Raw genomic sequence first — 16714 nt, 5'->3', positions numbered from 1 at the left:
GCCCACCTCGACGTGCTCAACCTGTTCTACCAGGTCTTCGACAAGGGCATGCTCTCCGACGGTGAAGGCAAGGACATCGACTTCTCCAACACGGTGATCTTCCTGACCTCTAACCTGGCCACCGACGTCATCACCGAGATGACGGCCGGCGAGGACAAACCCGACGCCGCGACCTTGCTCTCGGCCATACGGCCCATTTTGTCGGCGCACTTCAAGCCGGCGCTGCTGGCGCGCATGACGGTGATTCCCTACTTCACGCTGGCGCAGGACGCACTCGCCGGCATCGTGCGGCTCAAGCTGGACAAGATCGTCAAGCGCCTGGCGCACAACAACAAGATGCGCTTTACCTATACCGACGCCGTCGTCACGCAGATCGCCGCGCGCTGCACCGAGGTCGAGACCGGCGCGCGCAACGTCGACTTCATCCTGCGCAGCACCATCATGCCCCTGATGTCCCAGGAAATCCTTTCCCGCATGAGCACCGGCACGCAGGCCGGTGACGTGAACCTGGACATCGGCGCCGAAGGCGAATTCGCCGTCCGGTTCACGGACGCATCGGCGGCATAGGACGTTTTCGGCTTCGCGCGCTTAAAAGAATGACAGGACCCTTCAAATGACTTCACTCGATAAAAATCTCACCGCAGCCAACAAACGGTTTGAGTTTGTCTCCGACGCCTATGGCGCCGACAAGTTTGCCGTCATCAAAATGACGGGTTTTGAATCCATTTCAAAACCGTTTCGCTTCGAACTCATACTGGTCTCCGACGATGCCGGCATCGATTTCGACAAGGTTTTGCAGAATGCCGGAAAGCTGCGGATATTCGCGCCGGACGGCGCGTCGTCCACCCCTTACTACGGGGTGCTTGCCGAGTTCGACCAGCTTCAGCAAACCGACGGTTATGTGTTTTACCGTGCGGTGCTGGTGCCCAGGTTGTGGCACTTGTCGCTGTACCAGATGTCCGAGGTCTACCTCAACGACCAGAGCATTCCCCAGATCATCGAAAAAGTCCTGAAAGACGGCCGCCTCACCAGCGCCGACTATGAGATCAAGCTGTCCGGCAGCTACCGTGCGCGAAGCTTTGTCTGCCAGTACCAGGAAACCCATCTCGATTTTCTTTCCCGCTGGATGGAAAAGGAAGGCATGTATTTCTTTTTTGACCAGGACGGCAGGAAAGAAAAACTGGTGATCGCCGACAACCGCAGCATGCATCCGGCGCAGGCCGTCAAGGTGCTGTACCGCCCGGTCAGCGAGCAGGACACCGGCGTCGCACCCGACTCCGTGCAGGATTTCGTTTGCCGCCAGAGGCCGCTGCCCCGGCAGGTCGTGCTGCGCGACTACAACCACCGCAAGGCCAGCGTCGAACTCAAGGTCACCGAGCCCGTCTTTGACAACGGCGTCGGCGAGGTCAACCTTTACGGTGAGAATTTCCGCAATGAGGAAGAAGGCCGGCGTTACGCCAAATTGAGGGCCGAGGAAATTCTGTGCGGCGGCAAGGTGTTTACCGGCGAGGCCACGGCGGTGGGCTTGCGCAGCGGCTACCTGATGGAGATGGCGCGCCACTACCGCGACGACTTCAACGGCCGCTACCTGGTCACCGAAATCCATCACGAAGGTTCACAGGCCGCGGCACTGCTCGCCGGCATCCGGACCAGCTACAGCGAAGGCCAGGGCGGCGAGACGATATACCGCAACAGCTTTCGCGCCATTCCCGCGGCGACGCAGTTCAGGCCCGAGCGCAGCACGCCGCGCCCGCGTGTCTCGGGCACCATGAACGCGACCATCGACGCCGGCGGACCCAGTGCCTATGCGGAGCTTGATGAATACGGCCAGTACAAGGTGCAGCTGCCTTTCGACAGCAGCGACAAAGCGGCGGGCAAGGGGTCGGCGCGCGTGCGCATGGCCTCGCCTTATTCGGGCAGCGACCACGGCATGAACTTCCCGCTACACAAGGATGCGGAGGTGCTGCTGTCCTTCATTGACGGCAACCCGGACGAACCGGTGATCCTGGGCGCCGTGCCCAACTCGGAAAACCCCAGCATCGTCAACCAGGCCAATCCTTACCAGAACAAGATCACGACGGCGGGCGGCAATCTGATTCACATGGGCGACCAGAAGGGCAAGGAAGTCATGTGGCTGCACTCGCCGTTTCACAATACCAGCATCGGCTTGGGCTCGATTGACCCGAAAGGCGGGGGAAGCCTTTGGCAGAGCACGGGAGGCAGTTCGGAGAGCGTGACCGTGGGCACGAAAAATGACCTCTATCTGGGTTTCAAAAATTCCGCTTCGCTGTCTTTTGACAATTCATTCGCTGCTGGGTTAACAAACAAGATGACGATAGGCTCGACTGTCAGCGTCGGTGTGGGTTTCGATGTGAGCTGGAAGATGGGCAAGAGTGTTGAGTTCGATGACAGCACCAAATATTCGTTGAAATCCGACGCCAAACTTCAGGGTGCCGAGAAGGTGCTGATATCTGGTGGCCAGCGCATGGCAGTGAAGGCGGCGGTCGAAACTGCCAAGACGGTGCTGCGAGCTGCAGTGTGCACCAGCATGGCCTTGAACGCTGCTGCCGCCGGCGGCGCTGGCAAATACATCTCCCTCGCTGCGGATGAAACGGGGAATAAGGACAAAGACGGGAAATACACCGGTAAGATCAAGGCTTGGGACGACGGCGATAACGTGAATGCGGCTCGCGGAATTGGGGTGGCAGCTGGTGTGGTCACAGCTGGTGCGGTCGCCGCCACGATGATAGCTGCAGCAAAAACATTTGCAGCAGTGGGTAGTCCTGAATCGGTTTATGCGAGCAATATTTTAGTTGACGACAACGGCATAGCCATGGCAGTGGACAGTCTGCTGCCAGTCCGCAAGAGCGGCATCACGATAAAGAATGGCGAGGTCGGTCTCAGCTCGTTTTCTGCAGCTGCAGCAGGAACATCTTCACTCAAAGTGCTACCCAGTGAAATCAAGTTATCCGGTAATGGTGTACCGGGACTGACGAGTAATTTGAATCTGTCGGCTACAGCGGCAACCCTGTCTACCGCCAATCCCGCAGGGGAAGTTGGCCTGACGCAACCCACTGGTGGCAGTGTGAAGCTTGCAGCCGCCGGCTTGACCGCCACATCGGGGGCTGCAAAGCTGGAGCTCAAGGTAGCGGCTGGAGCCACTCTCCAAGGAGCTGCAACCTGCAAGTTATCGCTTCTTCCTGCCGCGATGACTGCTGACTGTAGCGGTTCGAAATTGATGCTTAAGGCAGCCGTAGCTGTGCTCAGCGCGGCTGGTACGGGGATCAGCCTGAACGCTTCTGGCGCGAAGGTAAACGGCGCTCTAATCCAGCTGGGTTGAGCGCACAGCCATGAAAATCTTCAAACCAGACTCGCTTGGCCTGCTGCATCGAAGCATCCGCTTTGCGCGCAAGAACCAGCTATCGATCGGCATGATGGCCTTCTTTCCTCTGGACGAGGCGCTGGGCGCGGCCCTGTTGCCCGAGGCCCAGATGTGGAAGGTCGCTGCCGAGGCAATCGGAAGTGATGCCATCATGGACGAAGGCCTGCCCAAAACGGCTGGCGAGTTCCTGGTGTTCGGCTCGGCGCATGCGCCCTCGGGTGCGGCCACACCTGAGGTGGCCGTCAGTGCGCAGGTCGGCAGCCTCTCCAAAACGCTGCGTGTCAGCGGTGACCGGCATTTCAACGCGCTGAGCGTGATCAGCGGGCCCAAGCCGTTCACTCAAATGGCGATCAGCCCGCAGACGGCCTTTGGCGGAACGGGCTCTGCCGACAACCCCTCCGGCAAGGGCCTGGTCAAACTGAAGAACGCTGACGGCAGCGAAGGCCTGCCCCTGCCTAACGTCGAGCACATGGCGAAGCTGGTACTGAAGCCCGGTGACGAGGCGCCTGCTGCTGGCTTCTGGTCGCTGCCACCCGATTCTCCGCTGCGAAAACAGCACCTGGGTACTTTCAACGACGCCTGGCTCAAAACAAGCTGGCCGCATCTGCCCGACGACACGCAGCCAGCCTATTTCAACGTGGCGCCGGTCGACCAGCGTATCGGCGGATTCTTCCGCGGCGACGAAAAAATCGTGGTCCACAACATGCATCCGCAACGCGCTTTGATCAGCTCGGCCCTGCCGCAGCTTCGTGCGCGCTGCTTCATCAACCGGCGAGTGGTCGATGGCGAGGAGTTCGTCGAAGTCGCCGCGCGGGCGGAGACCGTTTGGCTGTTTCCGGGGCAGGGCTGCGGCATTGTGTTGTACCGTGCAGTGACGCCGACAACGGAAGAAGACGCTGAAGACATTCTGCACATCATGGCCGAGTGGGAGTCCATGGCAGATACTCCTCTGAGTTTTTCGCATTACCACGAAGAATTTCTTCGGCGGCTTCCGCAGCCTGCGCAGGTCACCGCTGCAACGGCGGCCGATCCAGCCTTTGCCGCTGCGGATGCGACTTCGGTTGCAATGCCTGCTGCCGCAGTGGCCGTGCCGGCGATAGCTGTCGCCGTGGCGCCCGGAGCCTCCGCAGCGGCTGCCGCGGATTTTCTGGCGTCGAACCCCGAGCTGCAGGAAGTGCACCGGCTGGCGGCGGAGCTGAATAAAAACACGCAGGAGACGATGCAAAAGCACGGCATCACTGAGGCGGACCTCGCGCCCTACCTGAAGGAAGCGCCAGAGCCGCCCGTCCAGTCGCTTGAGGCGGTGGAAAAAATGGCGGCCGACCTGCAGGCGCATACCCGGGAGCTGATGCAAAAGCACAATATCAGCGACAAGGACCTGGCGCCTTTTATGCCCAAGCCGGAAGTCGAGTCCGCCAATCCTCTCGGCGAGATGGAAAAAGCTTTGCTCGATTTGCAGGCCAACACCCAGGCGACCCTGCAAAAGACCGGCCTGACGCAGGCGGATATTGGCGCCTTCATGGCCAAATCGCCGGAGATGGCGGACATGGCCGGGCTACCCGCGCCCGACATCAAAGCCGTCATGGCGGGGCTGGCCGCCGTCATGCCCGCCGCGGCGTTGGCAAAGCCCAAGCTGGACGCGCCGGAGCTTGAGTTGCCCGAACCTGAGCCAGAGGCGCCGCCGGCGGCGCACAAGCTCACGCGCGATGAAGTGATTGCACGCCATGCGCTGAAACAGGGCTTTGCGTCGCAAGACCTGTCCGGCCTTGATCTGTCGGGCCTTGACCTGGCCGGGGCCGACTTTTCCGCGGCGCTGCTTGAGAAAACCAGTTTCAAGGACAGCCGGCTGGCCGGTGCCGCTTTCAAGGGAGCGCTGCTGGCCGGTGGTGATTTTTCCGGTGCCGACCTGAGCGGCGCGATGCTCGCCGGCGTGAGCGCGGGTTCCGCCCTGTTTGCCAAAACCCGCCTGGACGGCGTGGATGCCAGCCAGGGTGATTTCAGCGCGGCGGATTTTTCGCAAGCGCAACTGGGCAACGCCAACATCGCCGGCTCGATATTCGACGGCTCAAAAATGGCCGGCGTGCAAGCCGCCCGCTGCAACGCGCACCAGGCAAGTTTTGCCGATTGCGACCTGGCCGGTGCCAGCATGGCGGATGCGCGGCTGACGGCCGCGGTGTTTACCGGCGCCAGGCTGGGCAAGGCCAATTTTGCCAACACCGCCTGTGACAACGCCGAGTTTTACGGCGCCGATGCGACGCAGGCCAATTTCACCAACGCCAATTTGAAAGCCTCGCGGGCGGATGCGACCAGCCAGTTTGCCGAGGCGCAACTGGGCCGTTCGCACCTTGGGCGTGCCGCGTGGGAAGGCGTGCTGCTGGCAAGGGCCAACCTCGAAGGCGCCACGCTGGACGACGCGGACTTCAGCCGGGCCCAGGCGGCTGGCGCGCTTTTCGGCCGGGCCTCCGCCAAAGGGGCCAAGTTCGACAAGGCCGACCTCAGCCGCGCCGACTTCACCGGGGTCAACCTGTTCAAGGGGTCCATGCGCCACACGAAGACGGAGGCCACGCTGCTGCGCAAGGCCAATTTGTACGGTGTCGATTTTTACGGCACCTCGCCCACCATCGCCAGCCTGGAGGGATCCAACATCGACCAGACCCTGCTGCTCATCAGAAAGCCGGTGGTGTAAGGGCCATGATGTTCTCTCTATTCAACAACACGGGCCCAAAAATGGCGGACCTTATGCCGGGAAAAGGTGAGCCGCGATGGATGTGACGCAAACCCTGGCCTTGCTGGCCACCGAGCGGCACCTGGCGAATGCGGATTTGTCGGGGGCGGACCTGTCCGGGCAGGATCTCTCAAACTGCCACTTTGAAAACGTCCGCCTGCAGGCGGCCGATCTTTCCGGCGCCAACTTGTCGGGCAGTGCTTTCCAGGGCTGCGATTTTTCCGGCGCCCGGCTTGCGCAGGCAAATCTTTGCGGCAGCCAGTTCATGGCCGTCACCCTGCAAAAGGCGGTGCTGGATGCGGCCAAGGCGGCGGAGTCCAACTGGTCCAAGGCTGATTTCACGGACGCGCAGGCCGCGGGCGCTGATTTCAGCAACGCTTCTTTTGACGGCGCCGTTTTTGCCGCCACCAACTTTTCCGGCGCGACACTTTTCAAGGCATCGTTCCATGCATGTGCGTTGAACAAAGTGGACTTTGCGGGCGCCGACCTGACGCGCTGGACGGTCATGGATACCGACCTGACGACGGTGCACTTTGCCCGTACGCAGCTGGTGCAGGCCTACCTCAAAGGCTGCAAGCTGTCCGGCCAGCGGTTTTCGGGTTGCGACCTCACGATGACCATCTTCAACAACGCGGACCTGCGGTCCGCCGATTTCTCGGGCACGGTGCTGGACCGCACCAGTTTGATAGGCGCGCAGTTGCAACAGGCGCAGATGGCCGGCGTGCGGGGCCACTACACCGCGCTGCTGGAGGCCAAACTGGTCCAGGCCAACCTGACGGGGGCGGTGTTTGAAATGGCCGATGCGAGTGATGCCGACCTGAGCGGGGCGCGCTGCGAGGGGTCCCGCTGGCACATGTGCGTGATGCAGCGAGTCAAGGCGGCGGATGCCGGGTTTTCCCATGCCAGCCTGGTGTATTGCGACCTGTCCCATGCGGACCTGCCGGGCGCCGACTTCAGCCGCGCGGACCTGAGCGGCGCAAACCTTCATGCCATCCGCGGCAGCGGCACCCGATGGGACGGCGCGCAGCGCGGCGGCGTGCGTGAAACCGATGAAGCGCTGGCACGGGCAGAGCGCTGGCAAGCGGCCTGAGTGCGCGGGCCGGAACCCTTGATTGAAAGAATGAAAGCGAGCAAGCCATGTTAAATACCACACCAGCTTCCACATCCGCGATCCCGGGCCAGGGCATGGGCCTTGTATCGGCCACTGTCACCGGCCAGGCGGACAAATGGTTCTTCCTCGGCGAGGCCGGCATGCAGGATGGTGCGCCGTCCGCCGGACGGGCCTTGCGTGCCGACAGTTGCCTGATAGCGCCGGAGTGCGGTGATACGGTGCTGGTCTGCAGCGGTGTGACGGTGGGACTGACCAGCGTGTCCTACATCCTGGCTGTTTTGTCCCGCGCGCATCCTTCGCACGGCGTGCTGGCCTTGCCCGGTGGCGCGACGATTTCCGGCGATGAAGGCAAGCTCTCCTTTGCCGCGAAAGAAATTGCCATGGACGGCGAGCGCTCCGTGAGCGTCAAGGCGCCTCGCGTCGACATGAAGGCCGCACAGGCCGATATGCAGTTTGCCAGCCTGCGCACCAGCATCAACGACTTCCGGGGCATGCTGGGCAGCGTGACCACGGTGGCGCAAAGCATCAATTCCACCGTTGGCCGTCTGCTCCAAAAAGCGACCAACAGTTTCCGCTGGACGGAAAACCTGGACGAAACCCGCGCCGGCCGCATGCGCCTGCAGGTGGCCGAGCGTTTTCACCTGAAGTCGCGCCACGCCAGCGTGGTCGCCGAAGGCCAGGTCAAGATAGACGCCGAAAAAATCGACCTCGGCTGAGCCGGTCGGAAAAAGGGAAAAAGGGAAAACAACCATGTTCGCAGTCACCAAACAGAACGGCCAGTGCATGGCCATGCCCGACGTCTGCAAGACGCCCGCACCGCCCGCACCGCCGGTTCCCATTCCTTACCCGAACATCGCCATGCCCATGATGGGCAATCCCTGCACCATGAAGGTCTTGATAGGCGGCATGCCGGCGCTGACCAAGGCGTCAAAGATTCCGATGAGCAACGGCGACCAGGGGGGCGTGGCCGGCGGTGTGGTGTCGGGAAAGATGATGGGGGAGACCGAGTTCATCATGGGCAGCATGAAGGTCAAGCTCGAGGGCAACCCGGCCGTCAAGCTTGGTGACCCCACCAAACAGAATGCCGGCAATGGGGTGGGCTCGGTGCTGGCGCCCAGCCAGGCGATTGTCATGATCATGGGCTGACTGCCTGCAAGCAAAGGACAAGAGAATGAAAACCGTCTGGATCACCGCCCTCAAGGAAGACCAGCCTCGCGTGGCCGCCGTGACCGCGGTGCTCAAACGCTACGGCCTGCAGTGCAAGGGCCATTTCTGGGCCGACCAGCCCGACAAGATGGCTTGGCGCGTCGCGCTGGAGGCTTTGCTCGAAGCCAAGGCCGACGCCTGGCTGGTGCTGGTCGATGGCGATGAAATCAAGAAGCCTTCGGTGCGTTACGGCCTGTCGCTGATGACCTCGGCCCTGCGCAGTGCGCGCGGCGGCAGCTTTCCCATGCTCACGCTCTGGAACTCGGCGCCTGCCGCTGAAGCCGCGCTGCCGCCGCTGATGGCGCAGGCCGAGCTGTTGCTCGAGTCGGGTGCGAGTTGGCCTGCAAAAATCGTGGCCAAGGCGAATGTGCCGCCCAAGGCAGCGCCGGCCGAATTCCGGCTCGACGTGCTGGGCAACGAGCGCCTGGGCCAGTGGTTCGAAATCGGCCCGGTGGCCGGCGCCTGGTCAGGCGTGATGTTCGGCGTGACGGGCGAGGGCGCCGAGATCCAGTTCCAGGCTGTGGGTCCCAAGGCCATGCTGCCGGAGAAGACCACGCTGGAGTTCGCGCAGGAGGGGTTGAAGCTTGAAGTCGCCGGGAATGAATACGCCGCATGGGCGGTGCGCAACCAGGTCGATGGCAACACGTCCTACTTCGTCAAGGTCAAGGGCTGCCCCGACTCGATTCTTTTTATGCCCTATGCCGAGGAAACGGATGCGGAAGCCACCATCCTGAGGCTGGTGTGATCCAGCGGGTTCTTCCGGGTCCAGGAGAGCCGCTCTCAGTCCAAGCGTTTGCGCGCCGGGCCGGTGATGTCGCCGCCCGCGCTGACCAGCAGGGCTTCGCCGGGGTCGTAAGGCAGTTCGGCGACGCGCTCTTCATCATTGAAGCGGTAGCCGACGCGATAGACCGACTGGCTGTGCGCGGTCTGCAGCCGCGTGCCGCACTGCTTGTCGCGCAGAAAGACTTCAACCGGGATGTCGTCGTCGGGCCCGTTGCCGGGCTCGGGCGGCACGGCCGGCGGAAACACCATGTCCCACAGCGCCTTGCCGGCCAGCGCGCCGCCAATCATGCCGACGGCGATGGGGGCGGGTTTGTGCTTGCCCAGTTTGTCGCCGATGGCGCCGCCCACGACGGCACCGGCCACGCCGCCCGGGCCCAGCACATAGCCGCCACCGGCGCTGCCGAGGATGACGGGCACGGCCCAGCGCTTGTAGACGGCGGCTGTGGCATGGCGCTTGAGCAGGAACCCGCCCGTAAAACCGCCCATGGCCGCGCCTATCAGGGGCACGGCGTTGCGCAGCAGCCAGGGTTTGGCGTTGTTCTGGCGCACCAGGTATTCGCGTTCGGGAATCAGCACCTGCCAGCAGCTTTGCTCGACGCTGGGGGTGCTGGCCAGCGTGGCATAGGCGTAGAGCACGGGCACGACGACGGGCGGGGGTGGGAGTTCCACATCGGCCACGGGGGCGGGCGCGCTGTCCTGGCCCAGGGCAGGCAAGGCCTGCAGTGCCATCGCCATGCAGATAAGCCCCGGGTAAATTGCCGCTCCAAAGTGCATGGCTTATTATCTTCATTCCCGAATGAATTCACCAAAATTACCTTTAATTACGAGCAGGCAAAACTTGGTTGAACAAAGGTCTAAGGGGGTGTGGGGATCGCGGGTGGGCGGCGCCTGCCTGGTGGTGGCCGCCCTGGTGGCACTGTCGGCACTGGGCGGCTGCGCCACGGCCAACTCCATGATGGGCGGCAACACGCGCAAGGAAGCCGTGGCCGAAATCGCCTGGAGTTTCGCGCGCAACGCCATCCTGGTGGAAGTCGAGGCCGACAACCGGCTCAATGAATACAGTGGTGAAGCGCATACGCTGGTCCTCGGTGTTTACCAGATGGAAGACGCCGCAGCCTTCTATAAATTGATCGCCGACGCGGCCCTGGTGGGAAAATCGTTGGAGACCGGCAAGGGCGGCGAGGGGTTTGTGCATTTCGCGCGCTACGTCGTGACGCCGGGCCAGCACAGCATCCTGCAGCTGGACCGGGCGCAGAAGGCCAAATTCGTCGGCGTCGCGGCCGGTTATTACCAGATGGATGCGGCCCGCAGCGCGCGCCTCTTCGAGGTGCCGCTGACGGTCGAGAGCGAGGGGATGGTCAGCAAAACCTACAAGGCCGCGCCCGCGACCCTGGCGGTGCGCCTGAATTTCGGGCCGGACGAGCTGCTCAATGCCGAGCGCCTGAACCGGGATCCGGCGGGGGCAAAAGCCAGCGAGGCGGTTCCGCTCGATGGCGGGGGCCGGGAGATCAAGCTGACGCCGGACACGCTCAAGGATGCGATGAACGCCAACAGCGCGGTGAAGAAACTGGACAAATAAGGACAGCAGGCAGCACATGGAAGAAAAACAAGGCATTTACTGGCACCAGGGCATGTTCCTGCAGTCCCAGCATTTCCAGATGGCTGACCTGCACAACCAGTTCCAGCACAAGCCCATGCAGGAGTCCGGCCTCCCGCATTTCTGGGGCGTGGGCGAACTTGAACTGGTCGCCGCGGCGGCCAGCAACCGCACGGTGGAAGTGCAGGCCGCGCGCCTGCTGTTCCAGGACCGTACTTATATTGAATACCCCGGCAATGCCGTCATCAAGGCCAGGCCTTTCGACGTGGACTGGGTGGAGGGCGACAAGCCCTTCACGGTCTACCTGGGCCTGAAAAAACTCAGCGCCACCGAAAACAACGTGACCATCGCCGCCGACCTGACGGCTGCCGGAGGCGCCGCCACGCGCTACGCCACGCTGGCCAACCCGCCCGAGGTCGCCGACCTGTACTCCGACGGCCCGGCGGCCCAGGTGCGTACGCTGCTGCACGTGGTCAAGGTGTTCTTCGAGGGCGAGATCGACAAGCTGCAGGACTACAGCCTGATCCCCATCGCGCGCCTGGTGCGCGACGGCGACGCGATCAAGCTGTCCGAAAGCTTCATCCCGCCCTGCTACGCGATTTCCGGCTCCAACGTGCTGCTGCGCCTGGTCAAGGACATCCGCGACGAGCTGACCGGGCGCGCGCGCCAGCTGCAGGAGTACAAAAGTCCGCGCGAGATGCAAAAGGCCGAGTTCGACGCGAGCTACATGGTGTTCCTGCTGGCCCTGCGTTCGCTGAACCGGGCCAGCCCCTACCTGTTCCACCTGACCGAGACGCGCCAGGTCCATCCCTGGCTGGCCTACGGCGCCATGCGGCAGCTGATCGGCGAGCTGAGTTCGTTCTCGGAGCGCTTCAACATGCTGGGCGAGGCCGAGGACGGCACGCCGGGCCTGCCGCCCTACGACCATGCCGATCTCGGCAAGTGTTTCGACCGCGTGCGCACCATGGTGAGCCACCTGCTCAACGAAATCACCGTGGGCCCCGAGTTCCTCGCCATCCTGCAACCCCAGGGCGACTACCACGTGGGCCAGCTGCCGCGCAATTTCTTCGGCCARCGCAACCGCTTCTACCTGGTGATACGCACCGAACAAAACATGGAGTGGGTGGTGGATGCGGTGCAGCGCGACGCGCGCCTGGCCGCCACCGACGAGATGCCGGGCCTGATCGCGCACGCGCTGCCGGGGCTGGAGCTGATCCACATGGCGGCCGCGCCGCAGGGCCTGCCGCGCCGGTCATACTCCTACTACTTCCGCATCGAGCAGATGAGCCAGCAGTGGGAGATGGTGGAGCGGGAGGGCTCCGTCGCGCTGTACTGGATGGATGCGCCGGCCGACCTCAAGGCCGAAATTGTTGTGTTGCGGAGATAACGCGTGCGCCTGGTTGATTGTTTCATTCCCTTCATGGCCTATGTGCGCCACTTCCAGGGCCAGCCCTCGGCAAGCGCGGCGGCGGTCAGGGATCAGCTCGACAGCCTGCTCTCCGAGGGCCGCCGCAAGGCCCAGGAAGCCGGCATCGCCGAGGTCGACACCATGAACGGCATGTTCGCCGTGGCCGCCTGGGCCGACGAACTCCTGCTGGCGACCGCCTGGTCGGGCTCCGAGGAATGGAAGCGCCTGCTGCTGCAAAAACGCTATTTCAACGTGTCCAGCGCCGGGGTCGAGTTTTTCACCCGCCTGGAGGCCCTGGGCCCGCAGCAGCTTGCGGTGCGTGAGGTGTATTTCTTTTGCCTCAGCATGGGCTTTGCCGGGCGTTACGGCCATGACCGCAATCCCAAGACCCTGGAAGACATCAAGCAGGCCAGCCTGGCGCAGCTGGTGCAAGGGGACGGCCTGTACGGCGATTCGGGCAAGGTGCTGTTTCCGCAGGCCTATGCCAGTGTGGGGCGCAAGGGCGGCAAGCAGCCGGGCGAAGGCCGCTGGCGCTGGCGCGCTTCCTCGCTGACGCTCAGCGTGCTGCTGGCGCCGCTGGTGGTGCTGGCCGTGCTCTACGGCATCTACCACCTGATCATCTGGCAGACGGCCAGCTCCATCATGGCGCAGATCAAATGAAGGCACTGCGCACCATTCTTGTCTGGCTGCTGGTCCTCATGGTGCTGGCGCTGCTGAGCTGGGGCCTGGCGCTCTATATGGAGTGGCCGCTGTGGGCGGGTGTGGCGGTGTTCTTCGGGGTGCTGGGCCTGTACCTGCTGGTGCGCTTCATCATCCGCCTGGTGCAGGTCTTCCGCTCGCGCAGCCGCATGGCGCAGCTGTCCGCGGCCAGCCAGGACAAAGTGGCCAAGCAGGCTTCGCCGCGCGCGGTGCTGATCCGCAAATGGAAGACCGCCGCCGCCACGCTGCGCGCCTCCAGCCTCAAGCGCTTCGGCAACCCCCTCTATGTGCTGCCCTGGTACATGGTGGTGGGCCGCTCCGGCACCGGCAAGACCACGGCGCTCACGCGCACGCGGCTGTCTTCGTCGATCCAGAAGGTCAGCCAGAGCGCGCGCATCGAGCAGACCTCGAATTACGACTGGTGGTATTTCGACCGCGCCGTGGTCATCGACTGCGCCGGGCGCTACGTGGAGGCGGCCGACCTCGAGCAGGACCGCAGCGAATGGGAGCTCGGCCTGGACCTGCTGGCCAAGTACCGCGGCAAGGAAGGGCTCAACGGCCTGGTGCTGGCCATCAGCACCGAGCGCCTGTCCCACCCCGACAAGGACGCACTGCTGGAAGAAGGCCGCGTGGTGCGCGAGCGCATCGAGCAGCTGATACGCCTTTTCGGCAAGCGTTTCCCGGTCTACGTGATGGTCACGCAGTGCGACCGCATTTACGGCATGGAAGAGTGGGCCCGCCAGCTCAGCGAAAAATCGCTGGAGCAGGCCATGGGCTACCTGGCAGAGCCGGACAGCGGCGAGCCCGGCGAGACCCAGTTCCTCGACAAAGCCTTCGGCAACATCCATGAGCGGCTGCAGGTGCTGCGCACCGTGCTGGTGTCGCGCGGCACTCCGGTCGCGCCCGAGCTGCTGCTGTTCCCCAATGAGCTGGCCCAGCTCAAGCCCGGCCTGGAAGTCTTCCTGCGCGCCTGCTTCGGCGACAGCGCCTATCTTGAGACACCTTTCCTGCGCGGCCTGTTCTTCAGCAGCGGCCTGCAGCAGGGCGGCGCCGTTTCCAGCCTGCTGGGCCAGGTGCTGCCGCCGGTGCCGCCGCACCCCAGCGCCAACGCCGGGCTGTTCCTGCATGACTTCTTCGGGCGGGTGCTGCCGCAGGACCGTAGCATTTCGCTGCCGGCCTCGCTGCGCAACCCCTGGCGCACCGCCACGCAGAACCTCGGCCTGCTGGCCTGGGTGCTGCTCAGCGTGGCGGCGGCGATCTTCATCACCATCGGTTTCCTGGACAACATGCAGACGCTGTCCCTGCTGCAGGAAAAAGGCCGGCTGAGCATGCGCTTTACCGGCAACCTCGACGAGGACACGACCACGCTGGAGCGCCTGAGCGAAACCATTTCCCTGGTCGAGCGCCGTGACAACAGCTGGAAGAGCCAGTGGATGGTGGAAAGCACCAACATCGACGACCTCGAAGACCGCCTCAAAAGCAGCTTCACCGGCAATTTCCGCCGCTACATCCTGCCCACCACCGACGCCAACTACCAGGAAGACTCGGAACGCATCCTGCATGAGGACCCGAACCGTGAATTCGCGCGCATGATGCGCAACCTGGTGCGCTACATCAACCTGCTGCAGGCGCACGAACGCGGCGCCGACCGCCAGGCGCTGCTGGCCATGCCGCAGCGCCAGCACATCTCGCGCTACACCCCCGAGCTCTACACGCGGCTGAACGACCTCTATATCTCCAACATCGCCTGGTCGGCGCCCACCGATCCCTACGTGCCCGCGCGCCTGCGTTTTGAGCAGCAGCTGCTCAACCGCCTGGCTTTTCACGACCCCAACCTCACCTGGCTGGCCGGCCTGCCCGACACCAACCCTCTGCTCAAACCCGTCACGGTGCAGGATTTCTGGGTCGGCACCAACCAGGCCCGCGCACCCGCGGCCGGGCAGGCCTTGCCGGTGGTGCCCGCGGCTTTCACCAAAGCCGGCAAGAAGGAAATCGACGCTTTCCTCGCGGAGATGGAAAAAAGCATAGACGACGGCCCCAAGTTCCTCGCGCAGCGCGGCGCCTTCGAGGCCTGGTACAAGGAAAACCGCGTCCAGGCCTGGCAGAAGTTCACCGCCGGGTTTTCAGGCACCGAGCGCACCCTGTCGGGCGAGGCCGAATGGCGCGCCGCCATGGGCCTGATCACCAGCGCGCGCAGCCCCTATTTCCGCGTGATGGACAGGCTTAACGAGGAGTTCGACGACCAGCCCGCCGCCCAGCTGCCGAGCTGGCTGCGCCTGTCGCGCGAACTGGCCGAGCTGCGCCGGCAGGCCGCGCGCTCCGGCGCCGCGGGCGAGGCGCTCAACGTCGTGGGCGCCATCAACAACGTGGGCGGCAAGGCCATGAAGGAAGTCCTGGGCGGCGCGCCCAGACAGGGGCAGGACACCCTGCAGAACAGCCTGAGCGCGGCGGCCACGCTGCAGAAGTTCTTCAAGGACCTCAACGCCGTGGCCACCGACGTGGTGGTGGGGCCGGCCAAGGCCTACCAGGCGGCGGTGGACTTCCACGGCTTTTCAACCGACCCGGCCGTGAAGGCCTCGGCCCTGCAGTCCACGGCCGACAGCCTGGTGCAGTTGCGCAAGCAGGTGGGCTACAACACGCCCAACGACGAAATCGTCTGGCAGCTCATGGGCGGGCCGCTGCGCTTCGTGCTGGCCTACACCGAGGAGCAGGCCTCCTGCAGCCTGCAAAGCGAGTGGGCCTCCAAGGTGGACTGGCCGCTGCAGACCGCGCCCAACATGACGGCCATGGTCGATCAGCTGTACGGCGCCAAGGGCACCGTCTGGGCCTTTGCCGACGGCCCGGCCAAACCCTTCCTGCAGCGCGACGCCAACCGCTTCGCCATCGTCCAGACCATGGGCTACAGCGTGCCCTTCACGCGCCAGTTCCTGCCCATGCTCAATGACGCGGCAGGCAAGCGCGTCGAGCAGCTGGTGACGCAGCAGCGCGCCGAACTGCAGGACCAGACCGACAAGCTCGCAGTACAGAAGGAGCAGCTGCAGGCGCAGCAGGCCATGGCCCAGATAGACCGCGCGCTGGCCGACATCAAGCAGAAGGTTGACGCCATCAAGGCCCAGGCCCAGCAGCTCACCATCACCGCCCAGCCCACCAGCGTCAACCCCGGCGCCAAGGCCAAGCCCTTCGTGACGGTGCTGTCCATCCAGTGCGCTTCCGGCGCGCGCGTGCTCAACAACTACAACTTCCCGGTCAGCGACAGCTTTCCGCTGGGCGACCGCCAGTGCGGCGACGTCACGCTGCAGATCAAGATCGAGGACGTGGTGCTCACCAAGAAGTACCCCGGCGCCGGCGGCGTCGTGCGTTTCCTGCAGGACTTCCGCGACGGCGCGCGTCTGTTCAACGTCGACGAATTCCCGGCGGCGCGCGCGCGGCTGGACGCGCTGGGCGTGCGCCAGGTCGGCCTGCGCTACAACTTCGAGGGCCAGGATGCCATCCTCAAGGCGGCGCAGCAGCTCGAGCAGCTCGAGCGCCAGGAAAAAGAGAAAACGGCCGAGAAGCAGCGCCTGCAGGACGCGCAGTTCGCACGCGAGGAACGCGGCATCCAGGCCAAGCTCTCCAACGCCACGGCAGTGCCGGCCATTGAGGTTTCGCTGCCCAAGCAGATCGGCGTCTGCTGGGATACGCGCATGACACCGCACAAGCCGCAGGACACGCAGGCGCTGTTCAAGGAGCTGGCTGCGGCGCAGGTGCAGGCTGCGCCGGGGGCTACGACGGCGCCGGCTGCTCCCGCGCGCTAGCGATTTCGT

Annotated in this window: 12 protein-coding genes; 11 read left to right on the top strand and 1 reads right to left on the bottom strand. The window is 63.9% G+C overall.

The window, feature by feature from the left end; all coding sequences use genetic code 11:
• The 7 genes from AC1DXS_RS14425 to AC1DXS_RS14395 form a co-directional block, all read left to right on the top strand.
• A partial coding sequence (locus AC1DXS_RS14425; protein ID WP_477738173.1) for an AAA family ATPase occupies positions 1-567 on the top strand: 567 nt, incomplete at its 5' end.
• A 46-nt stretch (positions 568-613) separates the two neighbouring features.
• Complete coding sequence (locus AC1DXS_RS14420) at positions 614-3340, top strand: type VI secretion system Vgr family protein (RefSeq protein WP_477738172.1); 2727 nt, start codon at positions 614-616, stop codon at positions 3338-3340.
• 10 nt (positions 3341-3350) lie between these two features.
• Positions 3351-6068 carry a DUF2169 family type VI secretion system accessory protein gene (locus tag AC1DXS_RS14415; protein ID WP_477738171.1) on the top strand — a complete coding sequence of 906 codons (2718 nt, stop codon included), beginning with the start codon at positions 3351-3353 and terminating at the stop codon, positions 6066-6068.
• Between the two features lie 76 nt (positions 6069-6144).
• On the top strand, positions 6145-7197 hold the full coding sequence (locus tag AC1DXS_RS14410; protein ID WP_477738170.1) for a pentapeptide repeat-containing protein: 1053 nt from the start codon (positions 6145-6147) through the stop codon (positions 7195-7197).
• Positions 7198-7244: 47 nt separating this feature from the next.
• A complete protein-coding gene (locus tag AC1DXS_RS14405; protein ID WP_477738169.1) occupies positions 7245-7934 on the top strand; it encodes a DUF3540 domain-containing protein in 690 nt (229 codons plus the stop codon).
• Between the two features lie 34 nt (positions 7935-7968).
• A complete protein-coding gene (locus AC1DXS_RS14400) occupies positions 7969-8364 on the top strand; it encodes a PAAR-like domain-containing protein (RefSeq protein ID WP_477738168.1) in 396 nt (131 codons plus the stop codon).
• A gap of 25 nt (positions 8365-8389) precedes the next feature.
• The gene (locus AC1DXS_RS14395) at positions 8390-9169 is read left to right on the top strand and encodes a hypothetical protein (protein ID WP_477738167.1); all 780 of its coding nucleotides are present in this window, start codon (positions 8390-8392) and stop codon (positions 9167-9169) included.
• A 35-nt stretch (positions 9170-9204) separates the two neighbouring features.
• On the opposite strand, the gene AC1DXS_RS14390 is transcribed toward AC1DXS_RS14395, so the two are convergent.
• A complete protein-coding gene (locus AC1DXS_RS14390) occupies positions 9205-9942 on the bottom strand; it encodes a hypothetical protein (RefSeq protein ID WP_477738166.1) in 738 nt (245 codons plus the stop codon).
• A gap of 127 nt (positions 9943-10069) precedes the next feature.
• Between AC1DXS_RS14390 and tssJ the strand changes: the two genes are divergently transcribed.
• From tssJ to AC1DXS_RS14370, 4 genes are read left to right on the top strand one after another with little or no spacing between them, the layout of a single operon-like run.
• Positions 10070-10786 carry a type VI secretion system lipoprotein TssJ gene (gene tssJ / locus AC1DXS_RS14385; RefSeq protein WP_477738165.1) on the top strand — a complete coding sequence of 239 codons (717 nt, stop codon included), beginning with the start codon at positions 10070-10072 and terminating at the stop codon, positions 10784-10786.
• A 16-nt stretch (positions 10787-10802) separates the two neighbouring features.
• Positions 10803-12191 carry a type VI secretion system baseplate subunit TssK gene (tssK, locus tag AC1DXS_RS14380; protein WP_477738164.1) on the top strand — a complete coding sequence of 463 codons (1389 nt, stop codon included), beginning with the start codon at positions 10803-10805 and terminating at the stop codon, positions 12189-12191.
• Positions 12192-12194: 3 nt separating this feature from the next.
• Complete coding sequence (locus AC1DXS_RS14375) at positions 12195-12872, top strand: DotU family type IV/VI secretion system protein (protein ID WP_477738163.1); 678 nt, start codon at positions 12195-12197, stop codon at positions 12870-12872.
• Complete coding sequence (locus AC1DXS_RS14370) at positions 12869-16705, top strand: type VI secretion protein IcmF/TssM N-terminal domain-containing protein (RefSeq protein WP_477738162.1); 3837 nt, start codon at positions 12869-12871, stop codon at positions 16703-16705. The genes AC1DXS_RS14375 and AC1DXS_RS14370 overlap by 4 nt, the downstream gene beginning before the upstream one ends.
• The last annotated feature ends 9 nt before the right edge of the window (positions 16706-16714 follow it).

The sequence above is a fragment of the Polaromonas sp. P3_B1 genome, from assembly GCF_056402935.1.
Note: the sequence above shows the minus strand (reverse complement) of the source record. Positions and strands in the feature narration are given on the sequence as shown.

Bases quoted from the DNA above. Each gene is read 5' to 3' on its own strand.
- AC1DXS_RS14400 (WP_477738168.1), top strand. From the start codon at position 7,969: ATGTTCGCAGTCACCAAACAGAACGGCCAGTGCATGGCCATGCCCGAC.
- AC1DXS_RS14395 (WP_477738167.1), top strand. From the start codon at position 8,390: ATGAAAACCGTCTGGATCACCGCCCTCAAGGAAGACCAGCCTCGCGTG.
- AC1DXS_RS14410 (WP_477738170.1), top strand. From the start codon at position 6,145: ATGGATGTGACGCAAACCCTGGCCTTGCTGGCCACCGAGCGGCACCTG.
- AC1DXS_RS14420 (WP_477738172.1), top strand. From the start codon at position 614: ATGACTTCACTCGATAAAAATCTCACCGCAGCCAACAAACGGTTTGAG.
- AC1DXS_RS14415 (WP_477738171.1), top strand. From the start codon at position 3,351: ATGAAAATCTTCAAACCAGACTCGCTTGGCCTGCTGCATCGAAGCATC.
- AC1DXS_RS14390 (WP_477738166.1), bottom strand. From the start codon at position 9,942: ATGGCGATGGCACTGCAGGCCTTGCCTGCCCTGGGCCAGGACAGCGCG.
- AC1DXS_RS14405 (WP_477738169.1), top strand. From the start codon at position 7,245: ATGTTAAATACCACACCAGCTTCCACATCCGCGATCCCGGGCCAGGGC.
- AC1DXS_RS14370 (WP_477738162.1), top strand. From the start codon at position 12,869: ATGAAGGCACTGCGCACCATTCTTGTCTGGCTGCTGGTCCTCATGGTG.